The 15,861-nt window shown below is 64.2% G+C and carries 15 protein-coding genes; 7 read left to right on the plus strand and 8 right to left on the minus strand.

Annotated features, from left to right (window positions below):
• Positions 1–23: 23 nt before the first annotated feature.
• Genes lpxK through EV686_RS05485 form a run of 3 tightly spaced genes read right to left on the minus strand, consistent with a single transcriptional unit; the run spans position 24 to position 2,112 of the window.
• Positions 24–1,082 (minus strand): tetraacyldisaccharide 4'-kinase, encoded by a 1,059-nt coding sequence (gene lpxK, locus EV686_RS05475; protein WP_132474325.1) that lies wholly within the window; start codon positions 1,080–1,082, stop codon positions 24–26.
• Complete coding sequence (locus tag EV686_RS05480) at positions 1,079–1,489, minus strand: ExbD/TolR family protein (protein WP_132474327.1); 411 nt, start codon at positions 1,487–1,489, stop codon at positions 1,079–1,081. Before EV686_RS05480 ends, lpxK begins: the two co-directional genes overlap by 4 nt.
• Complete coding sequence (locus EV686_RS05485) at positions 1,486–2,112, minus strand: MotA/TolQ/ExbB proton channel family protein (protein WP_132474329.1); 627 nt, start codon at positions 2,110–2,112, stop codon at positions 1,486–1,488. Before EV686_RS05485 ends, EV686_RS05480 begins: the two co-directional genes overlap by 4 nt.
• A 534-nt stretch (positions 2,113–2,646) precedes the next feature.
• On the opposite strand from EV686_RS05485, the gene xseA reads away from it, so the two are divergent.
• Entirely contained in the window at positions 2,647–3,984 is a 1,338-nt protein-coding gene (gene xseA, locus EV686_RS05490) for an exodeoxyribonuclease VII large subunit (RefSeq protein WP_132474331.1), read from the plus strand.
• Here xseA and EV686_RS05495 read toward each other — a convergent pair.
• Positions 3,981–4,472 carry a DUF192 domain-containing protein gene (locus EV686_RS05495; RefSeq protein WP_243650758.1) on the minus strand — a complete coding sequence of 164 codons (492 nt, stop codon included), beginning with the start codon at positions 4,470–4,472 and terminating at the stop codon, positions 3,981–3,983. The two genes, xseA and EV686_RS05495, sit on opposite strands and share 4 nt — an antisense overlap.
• Positions 4,473–4,548: 76 nt before the next feature.
• Positions 4,549–4,794, minus strand: coding sequence for a cold-shock protein (locus tag EV686_RS05500; RefSeq protein WP_132474333.1), 246 nt, complete (start codon positions 4,792–4,794; stop codon positions 4,549–4,551).
• A gap of 244 nt (positions 4,795–5,038) precedes the next feature.
• Between EV686_RS05500 and clpS the strand changes: the two genes are divergently transcribed.
• The 6 genes from clpS (at position 5,039) to rlmD (ending at position 13,056) form a co-directional block, all read left to right on the plus strand.
• Positions 5,039–5,347, plus strand: a complete 309-nt coding sequence (gene clpS, locus EV686_RS05505; protein ID WP_132474335.1) for an ATP-dependent Clp protease adapter ClpS — start codon at positions 5,039–5,041, stop codon at positions 5,345–5,347.
• Positions 5,348–5,524: 177 nt separating this feature from the next.
• Positions 5,525–7,846, plus strand: a complete 2,322-nt coding sequence (gene clpA, locus EV686_RS05510) for an ATP-dependent Clp protease ATP-binding subunit ClpA (RefSeq protein WP_132474337.1) — start codon at positions 5,525–5,527, stop codon at positions 7,844–7,846.
• Between the two features lie 44 nt (positions 7,847–7,890).
• Positions 7,891–9,177: a paraquat-inducible protein A gene (locus tag EV686_RS05515; RefSeq protein WP_243650759.1), complete on the plus strand. Its 1,287-nt coding sequence runs from the start codon at positions 7,891–7,893 to the stop codon at positions 9,175–9,177.
• Complete coding sequence (locus EV686_RS05520) at positions 9,155–10,825, plus strand: PqiB family protein (protein WP_377748105.1); 1,671 nt, start codon at positions 9,155–9,157, stop codon at positions 10,823–10,825. The genes EV686_RS05515 and EV686_RS05520 overlap by 23 nt, the downstream gene beginning before the upstream one ends.
• 156 nt (positions 10,826–10,981) lie before the next feature.
• Positions 10,982–11,638: a PqiC family protein gene (locus EV686_RS05525; RefSeq protein ID WP_165972511.1), complete on the plus strand. Its 657-nt coding sequence runs from the start codon at positions 10,982–10,984 to the stop codon at positions 11,636–11,638.
• 95 nt (positions 11,639–11,733) lie between these two features.
• A complete protein-coding gene (gene rlmD, locus EV686_RS05530) occupies positions 11,734–13,056 on the plus strand; it encodes a 23S rRNA (uracil(1939)-C(5))-methyltransferase RlmD (RefSeq protein WP_279389450.1) in 1,323 nt (440 codons plus the stop codon).
• Here the strand turns inward: rlmD and EV686_RS05535 are convergent.
• The 3 genes from EV686_RS05535 to coaBC form a co-directional block, all read right to left on the minus strand.
• A complete protein-coding gene (locus EV686_RS05535) occupies positions 13,038–14,054 on the minus strand; it encodes an aldo/keto reductase (RefSeq protein WP_279389451.1) in 1,017 nt (338 codons plus the stop codon). The genes rlmD and EV686_RS05535 overlap by 19 nt on opposite strands.
• A gap of 101 nt (positions 14,055–14,155) precedes the next feature.
• Positions 14,156–14,605 carry a dUTP diphosphatase gene (gene dut / locus EV686_RS05540; protein ID WP_132474347.1) on the minus strand — a complete coding sequence of 150 codons (450 nt, stop codon included), beginning with the start codon at positions 14,603–14,605 and terminating at the stop codon, positions 14,156–14,158.
• Positions 14,602–15,834, minus strand: coding sequence for a bifunctional phosphopantothenoylcysteine decarboxylase/phosphopantothenate--cysteine ligase CoaBC (gene coaBC / locus EV686_RS05545; RefSeq protein ID WP_132474892.1), 1,233 nt, complete (start codon positions 15,832–15,834; stop codon positions 14,602–14,604). The genes dut and coaBC overlap by 4 nt, the downstream gene beginning before the upstream one ends.
• Between the last annotated feature and the right edge of the window lie 27 nt (positions 15,835–15,861).

A 15,861-nucleotide genomic window follows, 5' to 3' on the forward strand; every position in this document is an offset into this window, starting at 1 on the left:
GCGTATGGCGTGAGTGTAGCGCGCTAATGCGGGCTGCGCAGGCCTAGAAGGCGCTGGTGGACGGAGTCCGGCCAGCCCGGATCGGAGAACACCGTTTCGGTCTGCACCGACCACAGCCGGTCGTCCGCGAGATGCTGGCATTTGACGGCGTCCTTTGGCGTGATCAGTATCGGGGCCGCGCCGAAGCCATCGAATGGAGACTCCCGGTAGCCATAATGGTCGGGAAGCGGCAGAGTTGGATCCGGCGCCAGGCCGGACCGGCGCAGCATGTCGAAAAACCTGGCCGGATTGCCGATGGCTGCCGCTGCGGCGGGACGCTGGCCGGCGTGCTTTTCCACCCAGGCGTACCAGTCCATTTCTTCGCCCGAAATCAAGTGGACGACACGTACGGGGCGCATGCACATGCCGATAGACAGAGGGCGCATCTCGGCCCGCACGGCGTCCTGCGATTCAGACAGCTGCAGTTGTTGCGTGACCAGGTAATCGACCGATGACAGGCGTTCGGCCGGTTCGCGCAGCGGGCCTGCCGGCAGGAGCCTGCCGTTGCCTGCGCCGCGCTCGTCCTGGACGACGATTTCGATGTCGCGGGCCAGTTCCAGATGCTGGAGACCGTCGTCGGAAATAAGCACGTCGACTTCCGGGCAGGCCTGCAGCAATGCCTGCGCCGCCAGCTTGCGGCGCGGATGTACCGCGATCGGCGTCGCTGCTGCGCGGGCGATCAGGGCGGGTTCGTCCCCGACCAGGGCCGGATCGGGCATGCCCTGCGCGACGCGTGGCTCGGCTCCGGTCTCGATGCCGTAGCCCCGGCTGATGACGCCGGGGCGCCAGCCGTGCCTGTGCAGCGCCTGCGCCAGCGCGATGACGACCGGCGTCTTGCCCGTGCCGCCGATGAATATATTGCCGACCACGATGACGGGAGTCGGGGCGCGCCAGGCCAGGCCGGGGCTGTCGCGGTAGCGCCTGCGTTTGCGCTCGACCGCCAGTGCGGTGAGCCAGGACAGGGGCAGCAGCAGCGTGCTGACGATGCCTTTCCCGCGCCATACGCCATGGGCGAAGGCGGCCAGACGGGCACCGAAGCTCAAGGCGTCCCCTGCGTGGCGAAGCTGACGCGGCTGATGCCCGCCTGCCGCGCCGCCTGCATGGCGCGGACGACGGACTCATGCGTGGCCTTGGCGTCGGCGTAGATGACAAGCAGCGGATTTTCCATCCCGGCGGCGGCTTTGCGCAGCTCGGCCGCCATTTCGTCGACATTGGCGCCGGACAGCCATTGCGCTTCCAGGGCGTACTGATTGTCCTGGCTGACGGCAAGCGTCAGCGCCTGGGGTTCGGCCGCCTCGGCCTGCGCCTGGGGCAGCGCCAGCTGCATCTGCTGGTAGCGCACGAACGAGGTGCTGGCGGCAAGGAAGATCAGGATGACCAGCAGCACATCGATGAGCGGAATCAGGTTGATTTCCAGCTCATCCTCGCGCAGCGTTCGGCGAAAATTCATTGCCGGGGCTCCCGGGAGGCGTCGGCCAGGTCGTCCAATAGCCGGTCCAATGCGGAGGCATCCCGCTCCATCCGGTGCAGATAGCCGTCCACGCGAGTGCGGAACAGGCGGTGAAACACCAGGGCGGGGATGGCGATGATGATGCCGAAGGCCGTGTTGTAGAGCGCAACGGAGATGCCGCGCGCCAACTGGGCGGGGTCTCCTCCCTCGGGGGTGAAGGAGGCGAAGATCTCGATCATGCCGACCACCGTGCCGAACAGCCCCAGCAACGGAGCGACGACGGCGATGGTGCCCAGCGCGGGCAGGTAGCGGTTCAGCCGCATGGCCATGTCGCGGCCCGTGCTCTCGATGGCGGCGATGCGGTACGATTCCGGTTTGTCGCGTTGAAGAAAGACTTCGGCCAGCACGCGCCCCAGCGCGGAATTGTCGGACAGCTTGCGCAGCGCCTCCGGCGAGGGCGTGCGGCGTAGGGCAAGCTCGGCCACGTGCTCGGCCAGCCTTGCGGGCGCGATGCGTGCTTGCCGCAGCGACAGCAGGCGTTCCAGGATCAGTGCAAGGCAGATGACGGAAGCGGCAATAAGCAGCCAGATCGGCCAGCCGGCGGCGTCGATGATTTCAAGCAAGGTGGGCTCCGTCTCGGGTTCGGGTGGCACGGGCGATGGAAGCATCGCAATGTGGTCTGGCGGTATTTTACGAGGTAAAGGCTGCGGTGAGGGAAAAGGCGGACGGGGCGGCTGTTGCCAGTTCCTGATCCTCGGATCAGGCCTGTTTACGCCATTTCCGGAGGGCAAATCCGCGATGGTGCTGGCTTTGCGCAGGGTATCCACAGAATCTGTGGATAATTCTGTGCATAAAAGAGCGGGAGTGCAGTCTTTGTGGCGTTTTGCGGTCCGTTGGGCATTTCTCGAACACCGGACCAGGTTTATTTAAATTATTTTAAAATCATGTACTTGCTGATTTTGTTTAAAGTTTTTACGCATCATTGGGCAGAATCGGATTGATATTTCGATGATTTGACAAAAGGCCGTTTTCTGTGGACAGCATGGACACCCGGCATTGGTGAACAAGGTTTTTACCGCCGGTCGGATCAAGGTTAAGGACGTCCCCTTGGGGATGGCAAGCGGGCGGCAGGCCCGCGCAGCGTGGGAGTTTTTTTTATGGTGGATGCTGCATCCGGCGTCATTTTCTCCGTAGGGCAGCTCAATCGCGCCGTAGGGCGCTTGCTGGCCTCGGAGTTTCCCCAGGTCTGGGTGCGTGGAGAGATCTCCAATTTCACCCAGGCGGCTTCGGGGCATTGGTACTTTTCGATCAAGGACGAGGCGGCCGCGGTCAGGGCTGTCATGTTCAGGAACAGGGCCAGGCTGGTCGGCCTGACGCCCAGGCCCGGCGAGCAGTTCGAGTTCCGGGCCACGGTCACGCTGTACGAGCCGCGGGGAGACTACCAGCTCCAGGTCGATGCCATGCGGCGCGCGGGACTGGGCAATCTGCATGAGCAGTTCCTGCGCCTGAAGGAGCAGTTGACGGCCGAGGGCCTGTTCGACAGCGGACGCAAGCGCGAGCCCGTGGCCATGCCCAGGGCGGTCGGAATAGTGACTTCGCTGGCTGCGGCGGCGCTCAGAGACGTGCTGACCACGCTGAGGCGCAGGGCGCCGCATGTCCGGGTGGTGATCTACCCCAGCCCGGTCCAGGGCGCCGAGGCTGCTTCAGGCCTGCTGGCGGCCCTGGAGGCGGCGGGAACGCGCGGCGAGGTGGATACGATCCTGCTTGTGCGCGGCGGCGGCAGCCTGGAAGATCTGTGGTGCTTCAATGACGAGCGCGTGGTGCGGGCGGTGGCCGCCAGTCCCTTGCCCGTGATCAGCGGCGTCGGACATGAGACGGATGTGACGCTGGCGGATTTCGCCGCCGACGTCCGGGCGGCGACGCCGACGGCCGCGGCGGAACTGTGCTGCCGCTCGCGCAGCCGCTGCCTGGCCCAGCTCCAGGCACTGGCCAGGAATCTGCACGCTTTGCAGACGCGCCACCTGCAAATGGCGTCCCTGCGGCTGGACAGGGCGGCGGCAATGCTGGTGTCGCCCGGACAGCGCCTGGCGCAGCGGCGCCAGTCCCTGGCTTCGTTGCAGCAGCGCTTGTTGCGCCTGATGCGCCAGCCTGCCCAGGGGCGGGGGCGGCTGGAGGTCCTGGCGGGACGCTTGCGGCAGGCCTCTCCGGATCTCCAGGATCGGCGCTTGCAGGTGCAGCGTCTTTCCGGAGATCTGCAGCGCCTGCTGGAGCATCGCCTGCAGCGGCAGCGGGCGCGCCTTTCGACGCTGGCGCAGATGCTGGAGGCCCTGAACCCCGAGGGGGTGCTGGAGCGCGGCTATGCCCTGGTATGGGACGCGGAAGGCAGGGTGGTGCGCAGCATGGGGCAGGTGCGTCCGGGCCAGGCGCTGGAGTTGCAGTTCAGCGACGGCCGCGTCCGGGCCCAGGCGGGCGGCCGGGAGAGTGATACGCGCTAGTTGGCCGCCGGCAGGCCCTCGACCTTGTCGCCCGCCTCGATGCCGGCATCGCGGAACCATCCCTTGGGCATTTCCAGCGCATAACGCATGGCGCTTTCGGGGCAATGGTTGTCCAGGCTATGAGGCTGCATGTCCAGTATGTTGATGATCCTGCCTGTTCCGTCGATGAAGGCGATCGACAGCGGGATCAGCGTGTTCTTCATCCAGAAGCAGGTCCGGCTCGGCGTATCGAACGCAAACAGCATGCCGTGATCGGGAGGCAGACTGGTGCGGAACATCAGGCCCTGGTTCCGGCTGGCGTCCGTGGCGGCGACTTCGACCCGTATTTCACGTTGCTTCAGCGTCAGCGAGGCGGTGGGCAGCAGCATCGCCTGGCGAGCATGCGCGCGATCCGCCTGCGACAGGAACAGGAAAACGAGAAGAAGGAACAATAGAAAGCCGGGGCTTTTCTGCCCCGGCTTCGGGAATGGAATTTGTCGCGTCATCATACTGTTGGCTGGAACAGAATGCAGGCGCCGTCAATGCACCTGCGGTGTGGAGGTGCACTCAACCCGTCGGATCAGTTCAGGCAGCGTTGATATTCAGCGCCTGCTTGCCTTTCGGACCCTGTGCGATCTCGAACGAGACCTTCTGGCCTTCTTTCAGGGTTTTGAAGCCGCTCATCTGGATGGAGGAGAAATGAGCGAACAGGTCCTCGCCCCCGTTGTCGGGAGTAATGAAGCCAAAGCCTTTGGCGTCATTGAACCATTTGACGGTCCCGGTCAGCTTTTCGGCGTCGCCGGGCGTGGGGGTTGCGGTTGAATCGGACATTCTGACTGCCTCTCGACTAGAGTGTTGAGTTGAAGCTGGACTACAAGTCATACTTTAACCTTTAGCCAACGCATTCCGGAGCCGGGGGAAAAAACAAGACTTGCCCGGCTCCGGAACAGTGTGATAATGCGCAATTCCAGCCGATATGGTCAACTATGGAAATTACTTAGTTTTCAGCTTTTTGCCGCGGGCTTGGCCCAGGACAAAAGCGCTTTGATCTTTTATGGTTATTACGCAGATCACGATGAATCAGGATACCGCGCTGGCAAAGGCTCCCGCGCGCATATCGCCGCCGCCGCTGTACCAGGTGCTGCTGCTCAATGACGATTACACGCCGATGGACTTCGTCGTCAGCGTATTGCAGCGTATTTTTGGCAAATCCGAGGAAGAAGCCTCGCAAATCATGCTAAAAGTTCATCACGAGGGACGCGGCATCTGCGGGATCTATCCGCGCGATATCGCGGCTACCCGCGTTGAAATGGTGCGCCAGCTGGCGTATGCCAGGCAGCACCCGCTGCAATGCGTCATGGAACCGGTGCCCGCCGGCAATTGAACTGCCGCCCGGTGCATGCCGCAATGAGGTTTTAGTCATAGAATAGGAACTGTGGATATCGTTCATGTCGTCGAGCGATATCGGCGCCGGAAGCCGGGAGCATGATCCGGCAAGTCCGAAGGCGCGGGATGAGGGCATGATACCGTTGTGTCCGCTTCGAAATGTAATGGAGGAAGCGTGATTTCCGAAGAACTTGAAGTCAGCCTGCACATGGCTTTTGTCGATGCCCGCGCGGCGCGGCATGAGTTCATCACGGTCGAGCATCTGCTGTTGTCGCTGCTCGATAATGCTGCCGCCGTCGAGGTGCTGCGCGCCTGCGCCGCCGATATCGAAGCCTTGCGCCGCGATCTGCGCAAATTCATTTCCGAGAACACGCCGGTGTTTCCCGGAGAGGACGAAGTCGACACGCAACCCACGTTGGGGTTCCAGCGCGTCATCCAGAGGGCGATCATGCACGTGTCCTCGGGCAACAGCGCCAAGAACTCGGTCACGGGCGCCAACGTACTGGTCGCCATGTACGGCGAAAAGGACTCGCACGCGGTCTATTATCTGCTGCAGCAGGGCGTGACGCGGCTGGACGTGGTGAATTTCCTGTCCCATGGCATCACCAAGACGCAGGACACGCCGCCCGTGCTGGAACAATCGAAGGGCGGTGCGCAGAATACGGTCGAGACCAAATCCGACCAGCAGAAGTCTCCGCTGGAGCTGTACGCGATCGACCTCAACGCCGAGGCCAGGCGCGGCCGCATTGATCCGCTCATCGGACGCGAATCCGAAGTCGAGCGCGTCATCCAGGTGCTGTGCCGCAGGCGCAAGAACAACCCCCTGCTGGTGGGCGAGGCAGGTGTGGGCAAGACCGCCATCGCCGAAGGCCTGGCCCGCCGCATCACGCGCGGCGAAGTGCCCGACATCCTGCTCAAGGCGCAGGTCTATGCGCTGGACATGGGCGCCTTGCTGGCCGGCACCAAGTACAGGGGCGATTTCGAGCAGCGCCTCAAGGGCGTGCTGAAGTCCCTGCAGGACAACGCGCATGCGGTGTTGTTCATCGATGAGATCCATACGCTGATCGGGGCCGGTTCGGCTTCGGGCGGCACGCTGGATGCTTCCAACCTGCTCAAGCCCGCGCTGTCGTCGGGACAGATGAAGTGCATGGGAGCCACCACCTACAACGAATACCGCGGCATTTTCGAGAAGGACCACGCGCTGTCGCGCCGGTTCCAGAAAATTGACGTGGCCGAGCCCACGGTGGCACAGACCATCCAGATCCTGCGCGGCCTCAAGACGCACTTCGAGGCGCACCACGGCGTACGCTATTCCGCCGCGGCCCTGACGGCGGCGGTGGAACTGGCGGCCAGGCACATCAACGACCGCTTCCTGCCGGACAAGGCCATCGATGTCATCGACGAGGCGGGCGCCGCCCAGCGGCTGCTGCCGCGTTCACGCCAGAAGAAGGTCATCGGCAAGGCCGAGATCGAGGCGACGGTGGCCAAGATCGCGCGCATTCCGCCGCAGACGGTCTCCACGGACGACCGCAACCGCCTGGCCACGCTTGAGCGCGACCTCAAGACGGTGGTGTTCGGCCAGGATCAGGCCATCGAGGCGCTGGCGGCATCGATCAAGATGGCGCGCTCCGGCCTGGGCAAACCAGAGAAGCCCATCGGCGCCTTCCTCTTTTCCGGCCCGACCGGTGTCGGGAAGACCGAAGTCGCGCGCCAACTGGCATTCATGCTGGGCGTGGAGCTGCTGCGCTTCGACATGTCGGAATACATGGAGCGCCATGCCGTATCCCGGCTGATCGGCGCGCCGCCGGGCTATGTCGGATTCGACCAGGGCGGACTGCTGACCGAGGCCGTCAGCAAGCAGCCGCATTGCGTGCTGCTGCTCGATGAAATCGAGAAGGCGCATCCCGATGTCTACAACATCCTGCTGCAGGTCATGGACCATGGCACGCTGACGGACAACAACGGGCGCAAGACCGACTTCCGCAACGTAATCATCGTCATGACGACCAATGCCGGCGCCGACACCCTGAACCGCAACAGCATCGGCTTTGCCGCGGCCTCGCGTTCGGGGGACGAGATGGCGGAGATCAAGCGCGCATTCACGCCCGAATTCCGCAACAGGCTGGACGCCATCATCGGCTTCACGCCGCTGTCGCGGGAAATCATCCTGCGGGTGGTCGACAAGTTCCTGATGCAGTTGGAAGACCAGCTTCACGAAAAGCGCGTGGATGTCGTCTTCACGCAGGCGCTGCGCGACTACCTTGCCAGCAACGGCTTCGACCCGGCGATGGGGGCAAGGCCCATGCAGCGGCTCATCCAGGATACGATCCGCCGCGCTCTGGCGGACGAACTGCTCTTCGGCAGGCTGGTTTCCGGGGGCAGCGTGACGGTTGACCTGGACGAGGCTTCGAAGGTGGTGCTGCGCTTCGATGACAAGGACGGCGGCAGCGCGCAGAAACCAGCTTCGATACAGCCGGAACCCGAACTGGTAGATTGATGGAGGGATTCCATCCCCGTGTGGCTTGCCCGCACTGCGGCAGTATGCATGAGCGGGTTCCCATCGCGGTGCGCGCCCAGGCCAACTGCCGCCAGTGCGGCTATGTGCTCTATCACAGGAGCAGCATTTCCCTGACGGGCTGGATCGCGCTGGTGCTGGCCGCGCTGATGGTGTTCGCCATCGCCAATCTGTCGCCGCTCGGCTCGCTGACGCTGGCCGGCAAGGAAGTCCATGCGACGCTGCCGCAGGCGCTGCGCATGACATGGGTGCAGGGGCATATCGGCCTGTCCCTGATGACAGGGTTGTTCGCTTTCCTGATTCCATTGACGCAGCTGCTGTTTCTGTTGTGGGCGCTGCTTTGCCTGGCCAAGGGGCGCCTGCCCTGGGATTTCCGCCATGGCATGCGGATACTGCGCCATCTGGCTCCCTGGAGCATGATGCCGGTCCTGCTGCTCGCCATCGTCGTCGCCATCGTCAAACTGGCGGGCATGGCGAGGCTGGAGCCGGGTCCAGCCATCTGGGCGTTTGCCGTGCTGTCCATCCTGATGACCATGCTCAGCCGTGTTACCGCGCTGTCGCTCTGGCGCGAGGCGGAGGATGCCGGCCTGGCGCCGGTATCGGGACGCAGGCTGAAAGACCGGCAGATGGCTGCGTCGTGTTCCGATTGCGGCTATGTCCAGCCGGCCGGCCTGGCGCATTGCGGCCGTTGCGGCGCCCGGGTGCATCGCCGCAAGCCGGACAGCCTGTCCAGGGCCGCCGCACTGGTGGTTGCCGCGACGATCCTCTATATTCCCGCAAACATCCTGCCTGTGATGTGGGTGCGCACGCCCGCCGGACTGAGTTCCCACACCATCATCGGCGGCGTGATCGAGCTGTGGCAGCTCGGCTCCTGGGACCTGGCCGTCATCGTATTCATCGCCAGCGTCGTGGTGCCCATGACCAAGCTGCTTGCGCTGTCTGTACTTATGTTAAAACGGCGATGGGCCAACGCCGCCACGCAGCGCCAGCGCACGCGCTTGTACGAATTGGTCGAGTTCATCGGGCAATGGTCCATGCTGGACGTGTTCGTGGTGGTACTGCTTTCAGCCATGGCGGATTTCCCGGGCATATCCCAGGTCCAAGCGGGCTCGGGAGCCTTCAGCTTCGGTCTGGTCGTGGTGCTGACCATGCTGGCCGCGCTGAGCTTCGATCCGCGCAAGGGCTGGGACGCCAGGCCGGCGCAGGCGCACAGCGTCCCGGATGCCGGCAGGCCGGTTCCCGGCAATCGGACAGGGGCGGCAGGCCGCGCAATCATTCCACAAATCACTCATGACGCAAGACAAGATGACTGAAGACAAGAGCGGAGCGCCGGAAGCGGCGCCCGCGCAGGAGCCGGAAGTGGTCCAGCGGGAGAAGGGACGCATTTCCTGGATATGGCTGGTGCCTCTGGTCGCGCTGCTGGCAGGCGCGTCGCTGCTGGTCAGGGACTGGCTGCAGACCGGGCCCGAAGTCACCGTCAGTTTCGAGTCGGCGGAAGGGCTGGAGGTAGGGCAGACCAAATTGCGCTATCGCGACGTGGCCGTCGGCGCCGTATCGGATATCCGGGTTGCGCCGGACCGCTCGCGCGTGCTCGTGAAGATACAGCTGGACCGCGAAGGTTCAGAGCACATCACCCGCCCGGAAACCAGGTTCTGGGTTGTCCGGCCCCGTCTGGGTGTCAGCGGCGTCTCCGGGCTGGGAACGCTGCTGTCGGGGCCGTATATCAGCGTGGATATTCCCCGGGCCGACGACAGTGCGTCGGCAGATGCCGTGTATGAATTCGAGGGGCTGGAAAAACCGCCCGAGGTGGTCAGCACGCGCGCGGGATCGCGCTTCACCCTGAAAGCGTCGGAGCTGGGCGCGTTCGAAGTAGGATCTCCCGTCTATTACCGCCGCATCGAAGTGGGGCGGGTCATCGGCTATGCGCTCGAGGATAGCGGGGCTTCCGTGGACATACAGGTGTTCATCGATGCGCCGCACGATCGCCTGGTGACCAGGGATGCGCGCTTCTGGAACGCCAGCGGGCTGCAGGCTTCGGTTGGCGCCGACGGCTTCAATATGGAGGCGGTGTCGCTGGCATCCATCGTTGCCGGGGCCATTTCCTTCGCACCGGGAGGAGAGGACGATACTGCCCGCGCCGAGCCGGAGGCCGTGTTCAAGCTGGCGAGAAGCAAGGAAGAAGCGCTTGCCAAGCCGGATGGAGAACCGATAGAGATCGAGATGGAACTGCGCCACTCCATACGCGGGCTGAAGATCGGCGCGCCCGTCGATTTCAGGGGGCTGGAACTGGGCCATGTGACGGAAATCGATATGGCGTTCGATTACAACACCATGCGCTTCTACGCGCTGGTGAGCGCCGATATCTACCCTGCGCGTCTGGGAGAGCTTTTCGAGCAGCAGTTGGCGCGCATGAAGGGCCAGATGAGCGAGGATACGGTCGCCGCCCTGTTCAAGCCCATGGTGGAAAATGGGCTGCGGGCGCAGATGCGGGCGGGCAACCTGCTGACGGGGCAGCAGTACATTGCCCTGGATTTCTTCCCGAAGGCCGAAAAGGTCACGTTCAACGATGCCTACCGGCCGTTGCAGATTCCGGTCATATCCGGCGATTTCGACCGCTTGCAGCAGCAGATCAGCAGCATCGTGTCGAAGATTGATGCCATACCGTTCGACGGCATCAGTCAGGACCTGCGCAGCAGTCTGCAGTCGTTCGGCAAGCTTGCCGACAGCATGGACAAGACATTGACGCCGCAGGCGGCTGAAATGCTGAAGTCGGCCAGGAAGTCCCTGGACGCGGTCTCGGGGCTGCTGGCTCCGGACTCCGGCATCACGGGGTCCATGGATACCGTCCTCAAGGAGCTCAACAGCGCGGCGCGTTCCATGCGTGCGCTGGCGGACTACCTGCAGACCAATCCCGGGGCATTGCTGCGCGGCAGGCCGCGCGATGCCGTCCTGACCGACTGACCACGGGTCAAAGCGCAAGCCTCGTCGTTCACGACGAGGTCAAGCGAGGCAGTGTTCATGTGGCGCCGCAGGCGCCCCCGTATTGTGGCGAGGAAGCTCCCGACTTCAGGCGGGAGTGACTCACGAGCGCTTCGGCAAAGGATTTGGAGAAAAGAGATGAAGCAATCTTTCCGATTACTGGCGGCGATTCCAGCCCTGTTGCTGGCCGCTTGCGCAACGACGCCGGCAAGCCGTTATTTTTCGCTGGTTTCACCGCAGAATGGACAGTCGGCCTCCGGCCGCGCGGCGGCCTCGCAGGCGATTGCCATCCATCTGCAGCCCGTAGGCCTTCCCGCTCAGGTGGACCGGCCCCAGATCGTCCTGTCCAGGCCGGATTCCGATGCGCTGCTGCTGCTGCTCAACGAAAGTGTCTGGGCAGCTCCGCTGGCCGATGAGATACGGCAGGCGCTGTCGCTGTCGCTGGCAGACCGGTTGGATGCCTTGTCGATCGACGGCATGCGTGCGCCGCAGGGGCTCGCAGTCTGGACGATAGGTTTTACGGTCAATCGCTTCGAGATGCGCAACGGCGATGGCGCAACGCTGGAGGCGACCTGGCGGCTGTCCCCGCCTTCGGCGACGACAGGAGCGCGCTTCTGCCGCGCAATGGCCACGCAGCCTGTCGACACAGCGGGCGTGGAACCGCTGGTCGAGGCGCAGAAGGCACTGCTGGAGCGTTTCTCGCAGGCCATTGCTTCAAGCGTGAAGGGAGAAGCTTTGTCGCGGGATGCCGGCCTGCAGAGCCTGCGCTGCAGTACCGCGAGCGCCGCCGGCTGAGAACCGGGGCCGCCGTGAATTCCCTGCGGACATGTCTGCAGCGGGGATGCGTATAAAATACCGTTCCTCTTCATACGCCGAACCTTTCATCCATCATGCCTCCGGCCTGCGTATTGCACATAGACTCCCTGGATATCGAAGGAAGGGGAGTGGCAAGGCATGACGGCAAGGTATTTTTCGTCGAGGGCGCCTTGCCCGGCGAACTGGTACGGGCCAGCGTGCTCCAGGAAAAGGCGCGATATGCGCTGGCCAGACTGGACCAGGTGCTGAAGCCTTCGCCGCAGCGCAGGCGGGCGCCGTGCCTGTATGCGGATACCTGTGGCGGCTGCAGCATGCAGCATCTAGAACCTTCGGCCCAGGTGGCGACAAAGCAGCGCGTGCTGGAGGATACTCTGCGGCGGATCGGAGGTGTGAAGCCTGAGCAGATACTGCCGCCGCTGCACGGTCCCGAATGGGCCTACCGCCATCGCGCCCGGCTGGCCGTGCGCGCAGCGGCGGGCGTCGTGCGCATAGGCTATCGCGAGCAGGGCAGCCATCGTATCGCCGATGTGCAAAGCTGCGCCGTATTGCCGGCCCACGTCTCGAGTCTGCTGCCGGCGCTGCATGCAATGGTTGCCAGTCTGTCGATGCCGCAGTCGATCCGGGAAATCGGCGTGGCGGCGGGCAGCGCTGCAACCGCCCTGGTGCTGCACCATGAGCATGCGCTGAGCCGTGAGGATATTGCCCTTCTGCGCGAATTCGCGGCGCGGCACGGCATCCTCTGGTGGCTGCAGCCGCCGTCGAGGCGCGAACTGCATCCGCTGAACCCTGGCGACCGGGATGCGCTGTCCTATGCTCTGCCTGCGTTTGGCTTGCGCATGCCGTATTTCCCGACGGATTTCACCCAGGCCAATCCGGGACTTAATCAGGTCATGGTGTCGAAGGCGCTGCAATTGCTGGATGCCAGGCCGACGGACCGGGTGGCGGATTTCTTCTGTGGCCTGGGAAATTTCTCGCTGCCGCTGGCCATTCAGGCAAGACAGGTGCTTGGCGTCGAAGGCAGCCGCGCCTTGACCGAGCGCGCGATGCAGGCTGCACAGGACAACCATCTGCAGGAAAAAGTGCGCTTTGCGACGACGGACCTGTTTGCTGTTGACGCGCACTGGCTGCGCCGGCAAAAGCGCTTCGACCGCGTGCTCCTGGACCCTCCGCGCGACGGCGCCCAGGCGCTTTGCCTGGCGCTCGCCGGCCTGGCGCCGGGAGAGGCGCCGGAGCGCATCGTCTATGTGTCCTGTAATCCGGCGACGCTGGCCAGGGATGCGGGCATCCTTGCCAAGTCCTATCGGCTGCTTGCCGCCGGCGTCATCAACATGTTTCCGCATACGGGGCATGTCGAATCGCTGGCGGTATTCGAGCGTATCTACACAGGCCGTCCGTAGAAGGGATGGCCGGGGTCGTTGTAGCCCGGCGTGGAAGGATGTCCGGGCGAGACGAGCGCATCGACCATGGCTTCTTCTTCGGGCGAAATCGCGATGTCCAGCGCGCCGTAGTAGTCTTCCATCTGCGCCAGGGTGCGCGGGCCCGCGATGACGGAGGTGACGATGGGATTGGCCAGCACCCAGGCGGTGGCGAACTGACCCGGGTTCACGCCCCGCTGGCGCGCATGCTCCGCAATGGTCTGGGCGATGGCCAGGGACTCTTCGCGAAACTCCGTCTCGCGAATGCGGACGTCGCCGCGGCCCATGCGCGTATCTGCATCGGGCTGTGCGCCGGGCTGGTATTTGCCGGTCAGCACGCCGCGCGCGATCGGGCTGTATGGCACCACGCCCAGTCCGTAGTGTTCGCAGGCCGGCAAGACCTCGACCTCGGGCCCCCGGTTGAGCAGGTTGTAGCAGGGCTGCAGCACGACGGGCTGCGGCACGTGCAACTGTCTGCAAAGATGGACCATCTCGGCAATGCGCCAGCCGCGGAAATTGGACAGGCCGAAACTGCGGATTTTCCCGGCCCGGATCAGGTCGCCCAGCGCCAGGGCGGTTTCTTCCAGGTTTTCCCGGTGAAAGTCGCGGTGCAGGTAGAGGATGTCGATATAGTCCGTGCGCAGGCGGCGCAGGCTGTTCTCCACACCGCGAACCAGCCATTGGCGGGAATAGCGGGACTCGTTCGGAATGTCGGGGCGGGCCGCATTGCCGATCTTGGTGGCCAGCACCCAGCTGTCGCGCTGGCCGTCCAGCAGTTCGCCCACGACCTCTTCCGAGGCGCCCTGGTTGTAGATGTCGGCCGTGTCGATGAAATTCAGGCCGCGCTCGCGCGCCGAGGCGACGATACGGCCGGATTCGGCCTTGTCGGTCGCGCCGCCGAACATCATGGCGCCCAGGCACAGCCTGGAGACGCGCAGATTGCTGGCGCCGAGGCGCCGATAGAGTGATGTGCTGGACAAGGCTTCCTCCTGTGCGGTAGCGGATCGTGGCGCGGATGCGCATTGCATGCGCGCAGGTAAGACAGTCTACCGCAAGGCGGGGCCGGGCGGCCCGCGGCCGCTCAGCCGCGTCCGGTGCTGCCGAAGCCGCCGCTGCCGCGCTCGCTGTCCTCGAAGCTGTCGACGACGTCGAACTGGACCTGAGCGACGGGAACCACGACCAGTTGCGCCAGCCTTTCCATGGGTTCGAGCACGAACGGCGTATTGCCGCGATTCCAGACGGACACCATCAGGGGGCCCTGATAGTCGGAGTCGATCAGGCCGACCAGATTGCCCAGCACGATGCCGTGCTTGTGGCCCAGCCCTGAGCGGGGCAGGATGACGGCGGCGTAGCCCGGATCGGCCAGGTGGATGGAAAGTCCTGTGGATACGAGTTCTGTCTGGCCCGGCTGCAGTGTGATGGCTTCATCCAGGCAGGCGCGCAGATCAAGGCCGGCCGAGCCGGAGGTGGCATAGGCGGGCAGATTGTCCCGCATGCGCGGATCCAGGATTTTCAGTGCTACACGCTTCATTTGCGATGGGTTCCTTGCGATTTTGCCTGTATGGAAGAGTGCCGCTGCGCAATGGCGAGTATCAGCTCGCGCGCGGCGGACAGTTTGGGCTGCGCGGGCAGTGCCTGGTGACCCTTGTCGTCGAACAGAACGAACTGGGTCGTATCGGCGTTCATGGCGTGCTGGGCCAGGTTGCCGACCAGCAGGGGGATGCCTTTGCGCTTGCGCTTGGCTTCGGCATGCTCGTGCAGGTTTTCGGTCTCGGCGGCGAAGCCCACGCACCAGGGGCCGTCACTGAGCCTGGCGACTTCGGCGAGAATGTCGGGGTTGGGGGCGAACTGCAATTCGGGCAGTCCCTGGCCTTGTTCCGTCTTCTTCAGTTTTTGCTGGCTGCTGTTGATGACATGCCAGTCGGCGACGGCGGCGACGGAGATGAAAATATCAGCCTGCGTAGCCTCGTTCATCACGATGGCATGCATGTCTATGGCGCTTTCGGTATCGATGCGCAGGACATGCCGGGGGCAGGGAAGCGAAGTGGGGCCGGAAACGAGGACGACCTGCGCGCCGGCTTCACGCGCCGCCTGAGCGATGGCGTAGCCTGTTTTTCCCGACGAGCGGTTGGTGATGACGCGCACGGGATCGATGGCCTCCGAAGTCGGGCCTGCCGTGATGAGCACGCGCTTGCCTGCCAGGTGCTTGGGCTGGAAGTGATCGATCAGGTCGGACAGGAGCTCATGCGGCTCCAGCATGCGGCCGTCGCCGGTCTCCCCGCAGGCCTGGCTGCCCGAGCCCGGGCCGAGAATAACGACGCCGTCAGCCCGCAACTGGGCGACATTGCGCTGCGTGGCGGGATGCGCCCACATTTCGCGGTTCATGGCGGGAGCCACCAGCAGGGGACACTGCCCGCGCGCCAGGCATAGCGTGGACAGCAGATCGTCGGCCATGCCGTGCGCCAGCTTGGCGATGAAGTCGGCGCTGGCCGGCGCGATGAGGATGGCATCGGCGCTGCGGCCCAGGTTGATGTGCGCCATGCTGTTCGAAACCCTGCCGTCATCGGTATCGATGAAAACGGGATTGCCCGACAGCGCCTGCATGGTGGTCGGTGTGATGAAATGCGTGGCGGCGGGCGTCATGACGACATCGACGACGGCGCCGTGATCCTGGGCTCGCCGCAGGAACTCGGCCGACTTGTAGCAGGCGATGCCGCCGGTCAGTCCGAGGACGATGCGCTTGCCGGCAAGGTCGGGGATGGACGTTACCTGTTTCATTTGATGAAG

The sequence above is a fragment of the Paracandidimonas soli genome, assembly GCF_004342005.1.
GTDB classification, from domain to species: Bacteria; Pseudomonadota; Gammaproteobacteria; order Burkholderiales; family Burkholderiaceae_B; genus Paracandidimonas; species Paracandidimonas soli.

Bases quoted from the DNA above. Each gene is read 5' to 3' on its own strand.
- EV686_RS05480 (WP_132474327.1), bottom strand. From the start codon at position 1,489: ATGAATTTTCGCCGAACGCTGCGCGAGGATGAGCTGGAAATCAACCTG.
- xseA (WP_132474331.1), top strand. From the start codon at position 2,647: ATGGTGGATGCTGCATCCGGCGTCATTTTCTCCGTAGGGCAGCTCAAT.
- EV686_RS05495 (WP_243650758.1), bottom strand. From the start codon at position 4,472: ATGATGACGCGACAAATTCCATTCCCGAAGCCGGGGCAGAAAAGCCCC.
- EV686_RS05500 (WP_132474333.1), bottom strand. From the start codon at position 4,794: ATGTCCGATTCAACCGCAACCCCCACGCCCGGCGACGCCGAAAAGCTG.
- clpS (WP_132474335.1), top strand. From the start codon at position 5,039: ATGAATCAGGATACCGCGCTGGCAAAGGCTCCCGCGCGCATATCGCCG.
- EV686_RS05515 (WP_243650759.1), top strand. From the start codon at position 7,891: ATGCATGAGCGGGTTCCCATCGCGGTGCGCGCCCAGGCCAACTGCCGC.
- EV686_RS05520 (WP_377748105.1), top strand. From the start codon at position 9,155: ATGACGCAAGACAAGATGACTGAAGACAAGAGCGGAGCGCCGGAAGCG.
- EV686_RS05525 (WP_165972511.1), top strand. From the start codon at position 10,982: ATGAAGCAATCTTTCCGATTACTGGCGGCGATTCCAGCCCTGTTGCTG.
- rlmD (WP_279389450.1), top strand. From the start codon at position 11,734: ATGCCTCCGGCCTGCGTATTGCACATAGACTCCCTGGATATCGAAGGA.
- dut (WP_132474347.1), bottom strand. From the start codon at position 14,605: ATGAAGCGTGTAGCACTGAAAATCCTGGATCCGCGCATGCGGGACAAT.